Below are 15,882 nucleotides of genomic sequence, written 5' to 3'. Positions count from 1 at the left end.
TCTCCCGCTGGGATCGCACAGTGACACGCTGGACGATTTCGGCGGTGGGCCGGGGACCGTGGCGATCCACACCTGGCCGACCGAAGACGTCCTCGGGACCGCTACCAGCCACGGCTGCATTCGCGTGCCGCAGGACGCGCTGGAACGCCTCACCGAGGTACCACTCGGGACTGTAGTCCTGGTGGATGAGCAGTAAACACAGAAAGGGACCTAACCAGAGATGAGAAGACGAGCAATAGCCGGTAGCGGTGTTGCGGTCGGTGCGCTGACCGCCGCCACCGCACTCGTGCTCGGCTCCGTGACCGGGCACGCCCAGACCGGAACCTCGGAAGCCTTCGGAATCGAGGGCGAAGGACTTCTCGACTTCGGCCCCACTCCACACGTCGTGTCGGAAGACGGCGAAGAGGTCACGGACAGCACCATCAGCCTGCCCGAAGAGCTCGAAGACCTCATCGAGCTCGACGTTCAGCACGTCATGGCTGGCGACAACGTGGCCGAGGTCAAGCAGGTCGACACCACGATCGTGCGCGACCAGCTCGAACTCGAGGCGACCGTCGAGAACCTCAGGTGTGAAGGCAACTCCAGTACGCTGGATCACGTGTTCGTCGGCCTGGGCGGTGACGAGGTCGTCAACATCCCCGGCCCCGACGAGACCGAGGAGCACGGTATCCCGGGCGTCCTTGAGGTCACTGTCCATCAGCAGGGCACGACCGATGACGGCGACTACACCGCCCAGGGCCTTGTCATCGAGGTTCTCGGTGGAGCCGACGGCGCGATCGAGGATGGTCTCCTGCCGCCGGAGCTGGCCGAGCCGCTGAACGAGCTGGCTGGCCAGACCATCACCATCGGCTCCGTCACCTGCGGTGGCCCGGCGGACGAGCCGAAGGACCCCGAGGACCCGAAGGACCCCGAGGATCCTGAGGATCCTGAGGACCCCGAGGACCCTGAGGACCCCGAGGACCCGAAGCCCACGGCTCCGAAGCCTGACCCGGTCGAGGACGACCTGCCGGTGACCGGCTGAGACTCGCCTCTGGCTGAGTGACGAACACAGTGGCCCCGCCGGGTTCTCCCGGCGGGGCCACTGTTGTCCGGTGACGAAGTCGACTTCACACCTTGGGGCGGTATATGACGGGCGCAGCCACGGTAACGGCTGCGAACTCCCCTGCTACGGACCCATGCCGGCACCGATCGCCAGCGAGTTCATGGCCAACCCTGCCAACAGCCAACCCACCACCCGACGACGGACCACCCTTCAAGCCAGCCGGTGCCCCTCCCCCACTGCTCAAGGGTTGGCCACGGAAAGCCCGAGTTCGACTGCCGTTGCGCGCACGACGTCGATGACGAGATTGAGCGCGGGACGGCGCAACGCGGTGCTACGGTACACAATGGACACCGTGCGGGTGATGGGTACGGTGAGCGCGAGCGCGTCCATGCCAGGCGGTCGTAGCTGTAAGCCCAGATCCGAGACCAGGGTGATCCCCATCCCGGAGGCCACCATGGACATCGCGGTGGCCTGCTCGTCGACCTCGTGAGTGATCGTCAGGTCGAATCCGGCGCGCTGGCAAGCAGCTCGAACCGCCGCACCGAAATGGCTCTTCGGTCCTGACAGGATCCAGGTCTGTTCGGCCAGATCGGACAGTGCGACCGGACCGGCACCGAGGGATCCTGCGGGGACCGCGACATGCAGCCGCTCCACGGCGATCTGCGAGCCGAGTAGGCTGGGGTCGCGCTGCATCGGTGCATCCGGGTAATCGATCACGAAAGCCAGGTCGAGCTCGCCTTCCCGGACGGCCAGCGCGGTCGCCTCCGGTGGCAGCTCCCGCGTCCGCAACTGGAGTCCCGGGTGCCTGCCAGCCAGCGTATCCATCGCGCGCGGCAGCAGACCCGCCGCCACCGTGGCGAACACCCCGGCGCGCAGCCGCACGGTGGCTGCCTCCTGGGCCTCTTCGAGGGCGAGGCTCGCCCGGTCGACCGCGCCCAGGATCTCCTCGGCGTGCTCGGCCAGCAGGCTGCCAAGATCCGTCAGCTGCACTCGTCGACCGATCCGTTCGAACAATCGCGCGCCGACATCGCGCTCCAGCTGCGCGAGCTGTTGCGACACCGCAGAGGCCGTGTAATGCAGCGCCGTCGCGGCTGCCGTCACGGTCCCCCTCCGGTGGAGTTCCCGCAGCATCCTCAGCCGGTGCAGGGAGAGATCCATGAACGAACCATAAACAGCGCACTCCACGATCTCTAACTGGACGCGCGCAACAGACGGCGAGCATGCTGGAAAGTGCGATCGCTCCGTCTGCCCGCGTACAACCTCAGCGTCTCGCCCCCTGCCGAAGGCGGTCCTTCCGAGCCGCCGGGTTCGTGCTGTCCTCATGACGGCACACGTTCGTGCAGTCGAGTGATCCGTACGAGATGTGAGGGCCCGTGCTCGGACGGCTCGGAACTCCTTCGCGGCCGTTCCGATGCACGGTGCTTGGCCGGTGAGTGTGTTTGGAGGTGGTGGACCGATGACCACGCGTGACCCGATGGTTCAGGTGACCTGGACCGATCCGGTGACCGGTAAGCGCGGCTACGTAGTCGTACACAGCCTGGTGTCCGGTCTGGCCACCGGTGGCACACGCATGCGTGCCGGCTGCACCCAGTCCGAAGTCGCGGACCTGGCGCGCGGCATGGACCTCAAGACCGCGGCGTTCAACCTCCCCGTCGGAGGTGCCAAGGGCGGCATCGACTGTGACCCGAAGGACCCCGAGGCACGTGGCGTGCTGGAGCGTTTCTGCCGGGCCATGCGGCCGTGGTTCGACGACCACTGGGTGACCGCCGAGGACCTCGGCGTTCCGCAGCACCTCATCGACGACGTCTTCGCCTCTATCGGACTGGACCAGTCCTACCACGCGGCCATCACGCGCGCTCCGGACCCGCAACGCACCCTGCAGCGCGTGCACGCCGGTCTGCACACACCGGTACCAGGGGGTCTGGCTCTAGGTGACGTCGTCGGCGGTTACGGCGTCGCGCAGGCCTGCCTTGGCGTGGCGAGCGCCTGGGGCTGGGCCGAGCACGAGACCGGGGTCGCCATCCAGGGTGTGGGGACCATGGGAGGAGGTGCCGCCTGGTACCTGCACGAGGCCGGTGTGCCGATCGTGGCCGTGGCCGATGCCGCAGGCACGCTCCACGATCCGGACGGCCTCGACATCCCTCTGCTCCTCGAACTCCGCGACTGCTACGGGGAGATCGACCGGGACAGGGTCCCCTCGCGGGTACGCAGGCTCCCGAGGGAAGCGATCACCTCGATCGCCGCCGACATCCTGGTGCCTGCCGCGATCTCGTATGCGATCACCGAGCGCAACGCCGACGACGTCGCCGCCAAGGTCGTGGTCGAGGCGGCCAACGCTGCCACCACACCGGACGCGGAGGCACACCTCACCGCACGGGACATCCCGGTGATCCCGGACTTCATCGCCAACGCGGGCGCGGCGGCCTGGGCATGGTGGCTGCTGCTGGGCGAGGTCGGCGCCGAGCCCGCCGACTCCTTCCTGCGGCTGCGTAGCGAGATGCAGTCCCGTATCGGGTTGCTGCTGGCCGACTGGGACGCCACACGGGTCTCCCCGAGGCGGACCGGCGTCGCGCTGGCCGAGCGCAACCGGGCGCAGCGTATCGAGGCCGAGGCCAGCGGCGAGGCCACGCTCGCCATCCCGTGACCGGGCACGTGGTGCCGGGCGTTCGGGCGTCCGGCACCACGCAAGACCCGCAACGGTCACCCGGTCGGGCGGCATAGACCAGTACAGATCACAGTACGTACGTACGGATTGCACGAAGACTACCCGTGGTGACAGGATCGCAGGGTGCCACGGGTAAGTCAGGATCATCTCGACGCGCGTCGCAGGCAGATACTGGACGGTGCGCGGGTGTGTTTTGCCCGCTACGGCTACGAAGCGGCGACCGTGCGTCGGCTCGAGGAGACCATCGGCTTGTCCCGTGGTGCCATCTTCCACCATTTCAAGGACAAGGAATCGCTCTTCCTCGCACTGGCAGAGGACGACGCTGCCCGGATGGCTGATGTGGTGGCCGAGCAGGGCCTGGTCCAGGTCATGCGTGACCTGCTCGCCGGTGACAGCGCCCACCCGCCGGACTGGCTCGGTACCCGTCTGGAGGTCTCCCGCAGGCTGCGGACCGATCCGGACTTCCGCGCGCGTTGGGCCGAGCGATCCCGCCAGCTGACCACGGCCACCCGCCAGCGCCTCCTACGGCAGCGGCAGGCGGGCAAGCTCCGCGACGACATCGATGTGGACGTGCTCACTTCTTTCCTCGAGCTGGTGCTGGAAGGACTCGTGTCGCACCTGGCGATGGGCCTCCCGGCGGATGACCTCGGCCCTGTCCTCGACCTCGTCGAGGAAACGGTGCGCAGGCGTCACACCGCCGCCTGACTACTCGCCCCGGCGGCCGGTAGGCGGGTAACCAACGCCACGCGGGCGACCGGCACGCTGACCGCACCGAACTATTCTTGTGACCTGCCGTTCGGGCTATCATCGAAACGTCTACACTTCACTATTCCGCCCTATTGACGCCGTGGACCTGCTACCGAACCACCGCAAGGAGTGACAACACCTCGTGCGCGATGCGCCGTCAGCCGGGGACAGTGAGTTATCCGGCGCACGTCACCGCCCGGGCGCCGCAGACGGGAGCGGAACGGTAGACCGTGACAGTGTCGGACGGGGCGGCCGCTGATGGACGTGTTGCTCACCGTAGGCGGCGTACTGTTCTTCCTGCTACTCACCGTAGGGACCGGGCTCGCGGTGGCCGCGGAGTTCTCGCTGACGGCCCTGGAACGCAGCACCATCGAGACCAACATCCAGCAGCGCGGTGACCGCCGCTCGCGTACCGTGCTGAAGGCGCACCGGACACTGTCGTTCCAGCTCTCCGGAGCCCAGGTAGCCATCACCATCACCACGCTGGTCAGCGGGTTCCTCGCCGAGCCGATCATCGGTGGGCTCGTCCGGCCGGTGTTCGAGTCGCTGGGCGCCACCGAGCGAGCGGCTGGAGCGCTTTCCCTGGCCACCGCCCTGTTCCTGGCCACGGCTCTGTCGATGGTGATCGGTGAGATGGTGCCGAAGAACCTCGCCATCGCTCGCCCGATGGGCACGGCTCGTTTCGTGGCCGGCTACCACTCCACTTTCTCCGCGCTGTTCGCGTGGCTGATTCGGATGCTGAACAACGGCGCGAACCGGATCGTCCAGTCCTTCGGTATCGAACCGCAGGAGGAGTTGCGCTCCGCCCGGTCCCCGCAGGAACTCGGTTCGATCGTGCGGTCGAGCGCGGAACGCGGCACGTTGACCGCCACCACCGCGGAGCTGCTCGGCAGGTCGTTGCGGTTCGGCAACCGCACGGCAGGCGAATTGATGACCCCCCGCATCCGCATCCAGGCGCTGCTCAGTCACCAATCGATCAATGATCTGCTCGCCCTCGCCCGCCACACCGGGTACTCCCGGTTCCCGGTGTGCCACGACGACCTGGACGGTGTGATCGGGGCGGTACACATCAAGCAGGCGTTCACCGTGCCTGCCACCGACCGAGGTTCGGTGCAGGTCCTGTCACTGACCCGCCCGATCCCGACCGTTCCGGAATCCCTCCAGGGAGACGCCCTGCTCAACCGCCTCCGCGAGTCCGGGCTGCAGCTGGCCATCATCGTCGACGAGTACGGCGGCACCGCAGGTCTGGTCACCCTGGAGGACGTGGTCGAAGAGATCATCGGTGACGTACGCGACGAGCACGACCAGGGTGAGGAGCCCGCTGCCCAACGTACCGGCACGCACAGCTGGTTGGTCTCCGGCCAGCTCCGCGGCGACGAGCTCGCCGAGATCACCGGTTTCGTGATGCCGGAAGGGGACTACGAAACCGTCGCCGGGCTCGTGCTCGCCACCCTCGGGGAGATCCCGGAGACCGGCGAATCGATCGTCGTCGACGGGTGGGAGCTCACCGTCACACAGCTCGACCGCCACCGCATCGCCGAGCTCAGTGTGCGGAAGTTGGCGGCTCACGAGAGCGACGATCGCGGTGAGGTGAGGTCATGAACGACTGGCTCGCCCCAGCACTCGTGGTGCTGCTGTTGCTCGCCAACGCTTTCTTCGTCGGCGCGGAGTTCGCCCTCATCTCATCCCGCCGCGACCGGCTGGAGGCGCTACTCGAACAGGGCAAGGCGCGCGCCCGCATCGTGATCAACGCCAGCAAGAACGTCTCGCTGATGCTGGCAGGCGCACAGCTGGGTATCACCATCTGCTCGCTGCTGCTCGGCAGGCTCGGCGAACCCGCCGTGGCCCGGCAGCTCGCCATGCTGCTCGGCGTCACCGAGCTACCCGGCTACATCACCCACGGCATCGCCTTCGCGATCGCCCTCGCGCTGATCACCGTCGCCCACGTGCTGGTCGGTGAGATGGTGCCGAAGAACCTCGCCATCGCCGAGCCCGAACGGCTCGCGCTGTGGCTGGTGCCGGTGCACGTGGTGTGGGTGCGGTTCGCCACCCCGTTCATCTGGACGCTCAACGTGGCGGCGAACCTGATCCTGCGTGCCTTCCGGGTCGTCCCGAAGGACGCGCTGGAGACCGCCTACACGTCACGGGAGCTCGCCGAGCTGTTGAGCCAGTCCCGCAGGGAAGGGCTCATCAAGCACGCCGAGCACCGCAGGCTCAGCCAAACCCTGTCCTCGGTCAACAAGACCGTCGCCGACGTGCTCGTTCCCTCCTCGGCTTTGACCACGCTGCACCAGAAGGCCACCGTCGGTGACGTCGAGCGCGCCGTCGCCGCCACGGGGTTCTCTCGCTTCCCGGTACGCACAGAGGCCGGCGACCTTTCCGGCTACATCCACCTCAAGGACGTGCTCGACCAGATCAACCAGGAAGCCGACACCCCCGTCCCCGCGGCGAAGCTACGCCGCCTCACCCGGCTACCGGCCAACGCCCGGCTCGACGAGGCGCTGACGGCCATGCGGCAGGACGGCAGCCACCTGGCGTGCGCCATCGGCGACGACGGTGCCACACTCGGCGTCGTGGCGCTCGAAGACCTTGTCGAGGAGTACGTCGGAACCGTACGTGACGGCACGCACGTCGGGAGCTGAGCCGATGCGCGAACCGGTAGGCCCCACCGGGGGCGCCGAGGTGCTACCCGAGGAGACCTGGCAGGAGCGCGAGCGCGCCCACGCCGCTCGGATGCGCGAGTGGACGGTGCCCCACCAGCGGCGGCAGCAGCGGGGCGAGCCCCACCCGGTGTGGGACTTCCTGTTCACCTACTACTCGCACCGCCCGTCCCGGCTGCAACGCTGGCAGCCCGGTCCCGGAGTGGTGCTTTCCGGTGTCGACGCGCGACGGTTCCTGGAGCGCACCGGTTACCGCGAGGTGCCAGGCGGCGTCACCCTCGACATGGCCGGGTTCACCCACCGCAGGCAACACACCGCCCGGTTCGTCCTGTCGCTGCTCGAAGCGACACAGTCGCGCACAGCCCGGCTGGACTGCTTCGGCCTGCACGAGTGGGCGATGGTCTACCGCGAGACCGGGGACGGCATCCGGCACTCCCACCTCCCGCTACGTCTCGGTGCGCGCGGTACCGACGCGGCCGTGGAGTCGCTGGACCTGCGCTGCACCCACTACGACGCCTACCGTTTCTTCGCCGAGCCCGCCAAGCCGCGCAACGCCACCGAGCTCAGCCGCGACACGCAGCTCGACACCGAGCAACCGGGTTGCCTCCACGCGAACATGGACTTGTTCAAGTGGGCGTACAAGCTCGATCCGTTCGTTCCCGCCGAACTGCTGGGTGACGCGTTCGAGCTGGCCGCGCACGTCCGCGAGCTGGACATGCGCGCCAGTCCCTATGACCTCAGTGGCTACGGCTTCACCCCCGTGCCGATCGAGACGCCGCACGGGCGCGCCGAGTACGCCCGGGCGCAGGCCGGGCTCGCGCGGCGCGCGGCGTCGATACGCTCGCGCCTGATCGACCACTGCCGGTGGCTGCTGGCGGCCACGCAACACTGCTCCATACGGGCGAAGTGACGGTGCCGGCTCCGGTGGGCGATCACGTTTCGCTCATGGCCACCACGTGGTGGCCTGATAGCATCGAGCGCGGCACACCGTCAGGTATCGATACGGTCACGAAAGGGTCACAGTAACGATGGGGCGACACAGCAAGGTTCGGCCCCGTGCATCCGCCCGTTCCCGGCGCCGCGGTTCCGACGGTCTCGACGCTCCAGACAGCTCCGGCGGCAGCCACCGCAGCGGCGATGGACGTCGGGGCATCGCCGGGTGGGCGATCGCAGGCATGGTGGCGGCGGCGCTCGTCGCGCTGGGCGGCGCTGGCTGGGTCTGGGGCACCAACGTGCTCAACAGCCAGGCCGAGGCGCAGTCGCAGGATTGCGACGCGCACACCACGCTGCACGTTCTGGTGGCAGAATCGCTCGCCGAACCCGCCTCGGGCGTCGCCGAGTCGTGGAACGACACCGACCCGGTGGTGCGTGGCCACTGTCTTACGGCTCAGGTCTCCTCGGCCGACTCCGCGATCGCGGCGGAGTCCCTCGCCGAACCCGACACGGACCGGGATATCCCGGCGATCTGGATTCCTGACTCGGCCGCGCGATACGAGCAACTCGCCGAAGCCAGGCAGGACCGGGTCGCGAACGACCCGACCTCGGTGGTCGACCCCGAGGCCGACAGCTACCCGCTGGTGCGCATCACGGGTCCCGGTGTCGACGACATGCAGCAACGGGCCGCCCAGCAGTTCCAGCAGTTCGCCCTCGACGCCGAACGGCGAACCGCGTGGGAGCCAACGGACTGAATCCGCGACGCTCCCTGTGCCCTGCCGGGCGGAACCCGCCGCCGCGATGACCGTCACAGCCGGTTGAACGTATCCGGATCCGGTCCGATGCGGGCGCCGCTATCCAGCGCGTCGATCCGGGCGAGCTCCTCGGCGGACAGCGCGAAGTCGAACACGTCGATGTTCTCCACGATGCGCTGCCTGGTCACCGACTTCGGGATGACCACGTTGCCGAGCTGGATGTGCCACCGCAGCACGACCTGGGCCGGGGTCTTACCGTGCTGCTGCGCCAGATCCGTCACGACCGGGTCACCGAGCAGGCCACCCTGCGCCAGCGGGCTCCAGGCCTCGGTCACGATGCCGTGCTCGGCGTGGAACTCGCGGAGCCCGCGCTGAGCCAGGTTCGGATGCAGTTCGATCTGGTTCACCGCGGGTACGACCTGGGTCTCGTCCATCAGCCGCTGCAGGTGAGAGATGTGGAAGTTCGACACACCGATCGCCCGCACGCGCCCATCCGCGTGCAGCCGCTCCATCGCGCGCCACGTCGCCACGTAGCGGTCGTGCGCCGGTACCGGCCAGTGAATCAGGTACAGGTCCACGTAGTCGGTGCCGAGTGCGGCGAGGCTGGCGTCGAAGGCGGCCAACGTCGCGTCGTATCCCTGGTCAGCGTTCCACAGCTTGGTGGTGATGAACAGCTCGCCCCGGTCGATGCCGCGTCCCTGCACCGCCTGTACCGCCTTGCCGACCTCGGCTTCGTTACCGTAGATCGCGGCTGTGTCGATGCTGCGGTAACCGGCCTCCAGTGCGGCCTCCACGCAGGGAGCCGTCTCCTCGGCCGCGATCTGGAAGACCCCGTACCCGAGTTGCGGCATCGACACCCCCGGTCGGAGGGTCACCTGTGGAATCATTCGCGCTCCTTTCCCGCAGGCCACATGTGGCGTGACCGACCACACCGAAACTACCGGGGGTCGCGGGTCGTTCGCTTGTCTCACGAGACGATCGGGATTGTGAGCACTCCCACCATGCCGATCCGTCCCCGAACCGCCGAACAACGGGGCTGATGGGATCAGCAGCCGGAACCCACCCGCGGGCGCGCTGGACACCGTTCACCGCGCTGGCACTGCTGCTGTTGGGCACACTCGCGGTGCACGTGGCCATGTTCCTCAACCGGCCAGCGGCCTCGTACCGCGTGCTCGCGCTGGGTGGCGACGCCAACGCCGTCGGCCTGGTCGCCGCCTCCAGCGCGTTGCTGCCCATCTTCCTGGCCATCCCGATGGGTCGCTGGTCGGATCGCGGACGCGCCCCGCTACTACTGCTCGGCGGGGGCATCGTGATGGCCGCCGCTTCCGCCCTGCTGGCACACGCCGGCTCGGTGCTCGCGATGGCGCTGTTCAACGCGGCCCTCGGCATCGGGCAGCTCGCGCTCATGGTCGCCGCGCAGTCCGTGGTGACCGACCTGTCACGGCCTGGGGAGCACGACCGCAACTTCGGGTTGTTCACCGCGGCGGCCTCACTCGGCCAGTTGATCGGGCCGCTACTGGGAGGCTGGGTCATCGACGGCCGCGACAGCGAACTGCTGCGCACCACCACCGGCGCGTTCTGGGTCGGTGCCGGGATCTCCGTGCTGATCGTGCTGTTCTACGGGCTGATGGTGGCTGCCTTGCGGGATCGGACGTTCGGCTCGGCGGATGAGCAGGGCACAACCTCGCAAGCCGGGCGAGGCTCGGCACTTGGCATGCTCGGCAACCCCCAGCTCTCGGTAGCCATCTTCGTCAGCTTCAGCGTGATGGCCACGGTCGACCTGCTGGTCGCCTACATGCCGGTGGTCGGCGAGCACCACGGTCTCTCCCCCACCGTCGTCGGGGCGCTGCTCGCCACCCGCGCGGGATTCTCGTTCCTGTCCCGACTGCTCATCCCGGTACTGCTCCGGCATATCGAACGGTTGCTGCTGCTGACCGTGAACGCCGCCGTCAGCGCCCTGGTGGTGCTCGGCATCGTGGTGATCGGCGATCCCGTCGTGCTGGCCCTGCTGATGACGGTGCTCGGCATGACCCTCGGGCTCGGCCAACCACTGACCATGACTTGGGTCGTGCAGCAGGCACCGAGCACGCTGCGCTCCACCGCGCTCGCGCTGCGCATCACCGGTAACCGCATCGCGCAGGGCGCGGCCCCAGCCGCGGCAGGTGGTCTGTCCGCCGTTGTCGGCATCTCGGGCCCGTTCCTGCTGATGACCACCCTGCTCGCCGCCTCAGCGGTGGCGATCGTACCGCTGCGCGCCAGGCGACGGCGGCACCTACCGGGGGCGGGCACCTGACAGTGCACCCTGACAGAGCCCGGGGTCCCCGCCCCGACCGCGCGGACCCCGGGCCGGGGGCTAGCTCGAGTAAGCCTCGATCGGCGGGCAGGAACACACCAGGTTCCGGTCGCCGCCTGCCTGGTCGATCCTGCGAACCGGTGGCCACACCTTGTGCGCCGGGTTACCCGCGGGGAACACCGCCTCCTCACGGGTGTACGGCCGGTCCCACTCGCCCGCGATGCACCGCGCCGTATGCGGGGCGTTGCGCAACGGGCTGTCGTCGAGCGGCCACTCACCCGAGGCCACCCGATCGATCTCGCCCCGAATGGCGATCATGGCTTCGCAGAATCGGTCCAGCTCCGCGAGGTCCTCGCTCTCGGTTGGCTCGACCATGAGCGTTCCGGCCACCGGGAACGACATGGTCGGCGCGTGCAGCCCGTAGTCGGCGAGCCGCTTGGCGACGTCGTCCACCGTGACACCGGTGTTCTTGCTGATGCCACGCAGATCCAGGATGCACTCGTGGGCGACCAACCCGTCGTTGCCCGAGTACAGCACCGGGTAGTACTCGTGCAGCCTGCGGGCGACGTAGTTCGCCGCGGCCACCGCGGTCAGCGTGGCCTTGGTCAGCCCTTCCCTGCCCATCATGCGGACATACGCCCACGAGATCGGCAGGATCGACGCGCTACCCCAGGGTGCGGCACTGATCGGGCCCACCCCGGTGGCGGGACCGGCCGTTGGCTGCAGCGGGTGGTTAGGCAGGAACGGCGCCAGGTGCGCGCGCACGCCGATCGGGCCGACGCCGGGTCCGCCACCGCCGTGCGGGATGCAGAAGGTTTTGTGCAGGTTCAGGTGGGACACGTCGGCACCGAACTTGCCGAAGCGTGCCAGCCCGATCAGTGCGTTCAGGTTGGCGCCGTCGACGTACACCTGGCCACCCGCGTCGTGCACGATGCCGCACACCTGCTGCACGGTGTCCTCGTACACCCCGTGGGTGGACGGGTAGGTGATCATGATCGCGGCGAGGTCGTCTCGGTGGTCCTCCGCGACCTTACGCAGGTGGTCCAGGTCGATGTTGCCCTGCTCGTCGCACTTGACCACGACCACGCGCATCCCAGCCATCACCGCGCTGGCGGCGTTCGTACCGTGCGCACTCGACGGGATGAGGCACACGTCCCTACCGGGCTCGCCACGCTCGCGGTGGTAAGCACGAATGGCCAGCAATCCGGCGAACTCGCCCTGACTACCGGCGTTCGGCTGCAGTGACACCGCGTCGTAGCCGGTGATCTGTGCCAGCCAGCGCTCCAGGTCCGCGATCACGCGCAGGATGCCCGCCGCGTCCTCGACCGGCGCGAACGGGTGCAACTCGGCGAACTCCGGCCATGTGATCGGTTCCATCTCGGCGGTGGCGTTGAGTTTCATCGTGCACGATCCCAGCGGGATCATGCTGCGATCGAGCGCCACATCCGCATCGGCCAGCCTGCGCAGGTAACGCAGCAGCGCCGTTTCCGAACGGTAGGTGGAAAACACCGGGTGGGTGAGGAACTCGCTGGTGCGTTCCAGCTCGCCGGGCAGCGCGTTGGCGGTTTCCGCGTCCAGCGTGTCCATGTCCGACACCGACAGGCCGAACGCCTTCCACACCAGCGACAGATGGTCGCGGGTGGTGGTCTCGTCGCAGGTGATGCCGACGTGGTCGTCGTCAACCTGCAGGAGGTTGATGCCGAGCCCCCGTGCCGCCTCGACGACCGAGGCCGCTCGACCGGGCACCTTGGCACGCACCGTGTCGAAGAACCGCTGGTGCACCACCTCTACGCCCGCCTCGGTCAGGCCCGCGGCCAGCACGGTGGACATCCGATGCACCCGCGTCGCGATGGCGCGCAGTCCTTCGGGGCCGTGGTACACGGCATAGGCCGAAGCGATCACCGCGAGCAGCACCTGCGCGGTGCAGATGTTGGAGGTGGCCTTCTCCCGCCGGATGTGTTGCTCGCGCGTCTGCAGCGCGAGCCGGTACGCCCGCGAGCCGTCAGCGTCCACGCTGACCCCCACCAGACGTCCCGGCAGGTGCCGCTCCAGGCCGTTGCGCACCGCCATGTACCCGGCGTGCGGCCCACCGAAGCCCATCGGTACCCCGAACCGCTGCGCCGAACCGACCACGACGTCGGCACCCATCTCCCCCGGCGCACGCAACAGCGTCAGCGCCAGCGGGTCCGCGGCGACGACTGTGGCGATCCCCAGCTCGGCCGCCTGGCCGATCACCGCCTCGTCGTTGCGGACCTGCCCGGAAGTCCCGGGGTAAGACAGCAGGACACCGAAGGCATCGTCCGCCCCGGCGGCCTCGAGACCGGCGGACACGTCGGCGAGCACGATCTCGATGCCGAGTGGCTCCGCCCGGGTCTCCAGCACCGCGATCGTCTGCGGGAGCGTGTCGGAATCGATGATGAACCGGTTCGAGCGAGCCTTGCTCGAACGCCGCACCAGGGTCATGGCCTCGGCAGCCGCGGTCGATTCGTCCAGCATCGAGGCGTTCGCGATCGGCAGACCGGTCAGGTCGGCGATCATCGTCTGGAAGTTCAGCAGTGCCTCGAGCCGCCCCTGGGAGATCTCCGGCTGGTACGGCGTGTACGCGGTGTACCAGGCGGGGTTCTCCAGGATATTGCGGCGGATCACCGGCGGAGTGATCGTCCCGTGATAGCCGAGACCGATCATCTGGGTGTTGAGCCGGTTCCGGCCCGCCAGCCCGCGCAGCTCGGCGAGCGCCTGCGCCTCGGTGGCAGGTAGCGGGAGATCCAGTGAATCCGCGGCCGCCTCGCTATCCAGGATCGACTCCGGGACGGCGCGCCGGGTGAGCTCATCGAGCGACCCGACACCGATCACCTCGAGCATGCGCTCGAGCTCCTCGCGGCCGGGTCCGATGTGCCGCTCGGCGAACGGTGTGCCGTGCTCGAGCGCCGACAACGAGATCGGCTGCTGGGGATGACGCTCTGTAGCCATGCATTGCCTCCGGGGATCGGGTTCGCGGCACGGGTGCACTACCTTGCTGCGGCCCTCCCCACTGTCTATGCCCGTCCCACGGGCGCCTGAGAGGTTCACCCGGCGTACCGGGCTTGCACCTTCGGCGGGGTCGACGGGCGGTGCCCGCTATGACCCTCTTTCCAGCGGCAACTCGCACTCGCGGTCCTGGTGCCTGAGAGGTTCCGGGGAGGAGTTGCTCCTTCGGCGCCGGGCGGCGACACGTCGCCCGAACTCTCCCGCGAGGCTACAAGCGTCTGCGGCCTTCCACTCTATCGTGTCCGACAGACGCCCCGTCGTTCAACCGGTACGGCGCGCTTGTCGTCGTTGTGACAGCTCGTCCGGCACCGGGCTCTTGACCTCGCCGCCGTCAGCGCGCTCGGCGGGGAACTCGTGAATCGTACCGGAAATCTCCTGCATGGCCCCGCTGACGGCGATCCCGAAGACACCCTGACCACCCTGCAGCAGGTCCACGATCTCCTCGGGAGAGGTGCACTCGTATACCGTGGTGCCGTCTGAGAACAATGTCACGCGCGCGAGATCGCGCACACCGCGTTCGCGAAGGTGTTCGACCGCGAGCCGGATGTTCTGCAGCGAGATGCCGGTGTCCAGCAGCCGCTTGATGATCTTGAGGACGAGGATGTCCTTGAACGAGTACAGCCGCTGGGACCCGGAGCCGTGCGCGGTGCGGATGCTGGGACCGATCAGTCCGGTCCGAGCCCAGTAGTCGAGTTGGCGGTACGTGATGCCGGCGATCTGGCAGGCGGCGGCACCCCGGTAGCCGACGAGCTCGTCCGGCAGGGATTCGTCCGGGAACAGCTCGCCCTGCTCGTTCCCCGCCCCGTGGCTAGGCCTCTCCTCGACCACGAATACCTCCCCTCGCCCGGCCCGAAGTGGCCGACGAACGAGACCGCCACCCCCGAGGACGAGGCGGGCGGCACCGAATCACACGCACGCGATTCACCTGCTTGCAGAGTATGCCCGCGGGCGAGGACGGTCAACGGGACGCGCGGTTCAACCTCAAGTTCATGTTGAGCCGCACCGGGGATTTCGGGGACCGGAACTGTGCTCGACAAGCTCGGCAGGCACCTGCTGTTCGTCAGGTGTCGGCGCCGCGGAAGTCCTCCGGTGACACCGAGTCGAGGAACTCCCGGAACTTCTCGACCTCGTCCTCCTGCTCGTCCGGGATGAGCAGACCTGCCTCGTCGAGCACCGACTCGGCCGCGTGGATCGGCACTCCCGCACGCAGCGCCAGTGCCACCGAGTCGCTGGGCCGGGCCGACACGCGCACGTCACCGTGGAACACCAGCTCGGCGAAGAAGGTGCCCTCCTTCAGGTCCGTGATCACTACCTGTTCGAGCTGCTTCCCGAGGGCCCCGATGACTTCCTTGAGCAGGTCGTGAGTGAGTGGGCGAGCCGGACGCACCCCCTGCTGCTCCAGCGCGATCGCGGTGGCCTCCACCGACCCGATCCAGATCGGCAGGTAACGCTCCCCCTCGCTCTCGCGCAGCAACAAGATCGGTTGATTATTGGGCAGTTCGACCCGAACACCCACGACGTGCATCTCGCTCATCGGGCCTCGCCTCCCTGTGTCGTGCGCCGGCCGAAGCTCCTATCGCGCGCTTGCCGCACCGCTACCGTCGACGCTACTCGCCATAGCGCCACTAGGCACAGCGTAAGCGCCAAACTCTCCGACATGAAGGGTTCCACCCGGCACGAAACCGCCTGTGTCCTGTTCGATGCTCGATTGTGCCACCGTTGACCGGGATACGGGTGACGGGCACACCGGCCTCGGCGGG

General features: G+C 68.3%; 14 protein-coding genes and 1 riboswitch. Of the genes, 9 read left to right on the top strand and 5 right to left on the bottom strand.

Going from position 1 to position 15,882, the window contains the following annotated elements:
• Both F8178_RS19515 and F8178_RS19510 read left to right on the top strand, forming a co-directional pair.
• A partial coding sequence (locus tag F8178_RS19515) for a L,D-transpeptidase (RefSeq protein WP_317496308.1) occupies positions 1-196 on the top strand: 196 nt, incomplete at its 5' end.
• Positions 197-220: 24 nt separating this feature from the next.
• Positions 221-1,021: a hypothetical protein gene (locus F8178_RS19510; protein WP_317496307.1), complete on the top strand. Its 801-nt coding sequence runs from the start codon at positions 221-223 to the stop codon at positions 1,019-1,021.
• Positions 1,022-1,282: 261 nt separating this feature from the next.
• Here the strand turns inward: F8178_RS19510 and F8178_RS19505 are convergent, their stop codons facing one another.
• Complete coding sequence (locus F8178_RS19505; protein WP_317496306.1) at positions 1,283-2,200, bottom strand: LysR substrate-binding domain-containing protein; 918 nt, start codon at positions 2,198-2,200, stop codon at positions 1,283-1,285.
• Positions 2,201-2,498: 298 nt separating this feature from the next.
• Here F8178_RS19505 and F8178_RS19500 point away from each other — a divergent pair, with 298 nt between their 5' ends.
• The 6 genes from F8178_RS19500 to F8178_RS19475 all read left to right on the top strand — a co-directional run bounded on the left by F8178_RS19500 (position 2,499) and on the right by F8178_RS19475 (position 8,802).
• Complete coding sequence (locus F8178_RS19500) at positions 2,499-3,686, top strand: Glu/Leu/Phe/Val dehydrogenase dimerization domain-containing protein (RefSeq protein ID WP_317496305.1); 1,188 nt, start codon at positions 2,499-2,501, stop codon at positions 3,684-3,686.
• A 144-nt stretch (positions 3,687-3,830) separates the two neighbouring features.
• Entirely contained in the window at positions 3,831-4,412 is a 582-nt protein-coding gene (locus F8178_RS19495) for a helix-turn-helix domain-containing protein (protein WP_317496304.1), read from the top strand.
• A gap of 300 nt (positions 4,413-4,712) precedes the next feature.
• Complete coding sequence (locus F8178_RS19490) at positions 4,713-6,056, top strand: hemolysin family protein (protein WP_317496303.1); 1,344 nt, start codon at positions 4,713-4,715, stop codon at positions 6,054-6,056.
• Complete coding sequence (locus tag F8178_RS19485; protein WP_317496302.1) at positions 6,053-7,096, top strand: hemolysin family protein; 1,044 nt, start codon at positions 6,053-6,055, stop codon at positions 7,094-7,096. Before F8178_RS19490 ends, F8178_RS19485 begins: the two co-directional genes overlap by 4 nt.
• Positions 7,097-7,100: 4 nt before the next feature.
• Positions 7,101-8,024: a 3-methyladenine DNA glycosylase gene (locus tag F8178_RS19480; RefSeq protein WP_317496301.1), complete on the top strand. Its 924-nt coding sequence runs from the start codon at positions 7,101-7,103 to the stop codon at positions 8,022-8,024.
• A 118-nt stretch (positions 8,025-8,142) separates the two neighbouring features.
• Positions 8,143-8,802 (top strand): hypothetical protein, encoded by a 660-nt coding sequence (locus F8178_RS19475; RefSeq protein ID WP_317496300.1) that lies wholly within the window; start codon positions 8,143-8,145, stop codon positions 8,800-8,802.
• Positions 8,803-8,855: 53 nt separating this feature from the next.
• On the opposite strand, the gene F8178_RS19470 is transcribed toward F8178_RS19475, so the two are convergent.
• Positions 8,856-9,689, bottom strand: a complete 834-nt coding sequence (locus F8178_RS19470) for an aldo/keto reductase (RefSeq protein ID WP_317496299.1) — start codon at positions 9,687-9,689, stop codon at positions 8,856-8,858.
• A 152-nt stretch (positions 9,690-9,841) separates the two neighbouring features.
• On the opposite strand from F8178_RS19470, the gene F8178_RS19465 reads away from it, so the two are divergent.
• Entirely contained in the window at positions 9,842-11,095 is a 1,254-nt protein-coding gene (locus F8178_RS19465; RefSeq protein WP_317496298.1) for an MFS transporter, read from the top strand.
• A gap of 60 nt (positions 11,096-11,155) precedes the next feature.
• On the opposite strand, the gene gcvP is transcribed toward F8178_RS19465, so the two are convergent.
• The 3 genes from gcvP to F8178_RS19450 form a co-directional block, all read right to left on the bottom strand.
• Entirely contained in the window at positions 11,156-14,065 is a 2,910-nt protein-coding gene (gcvP, locus tag F8178_RS19460) for an aminomethyl-transferring glycine dehydrogenase (RefSeq protein ID WP_317496297.1), read from the bottom strand.
• 171 nt (positions 14,066-14,236) lie between these two features.
• Positions 14,237-14,335: riboswitch (glycine riboswitch) on the bottom strand.
• A gap of 48 nt (positions 14,336-14,383) precedes the next feature.
• Positions 14,384-14,950, bottom strand: a complete 567-nt coding sequence (locus tag F8178_RS19455) for a MerR family transcriptional regulator (RefSeq protein ID WP_317496296.1) — start codon at positions 14,948-14,950, stop codon at positions 14,384-14,386.
• Positions 14,951-15,182: 232 nt separating this feature from the next.
• Complete coding sequence (locus tag F8178_RS19450; RefSeq protein WP_317496295.1) at positions 15,183-15,656, bottom strand: bifunctional nuclease family protein; 474 nt, start codon at positions 15,654-15,656, stop codon at positions 15,183-15,185.
• Positions 15,657-15,882: the final 226 nt, after the last annotated feature.

Source organism: Haloechinothrix sp. LS1_15, from assembly GCF_033042135.1.
Lineage (GTDB): Bacteria > Actinomycetota > Actinomycetes > Mycobacteriales > Pseudonocardiaceae > Haloechinothrix.
Note: the sequence above shows the minus strand (reverse complement) of the source record. Positions and strands in the feature narration are given on the sequence as shown.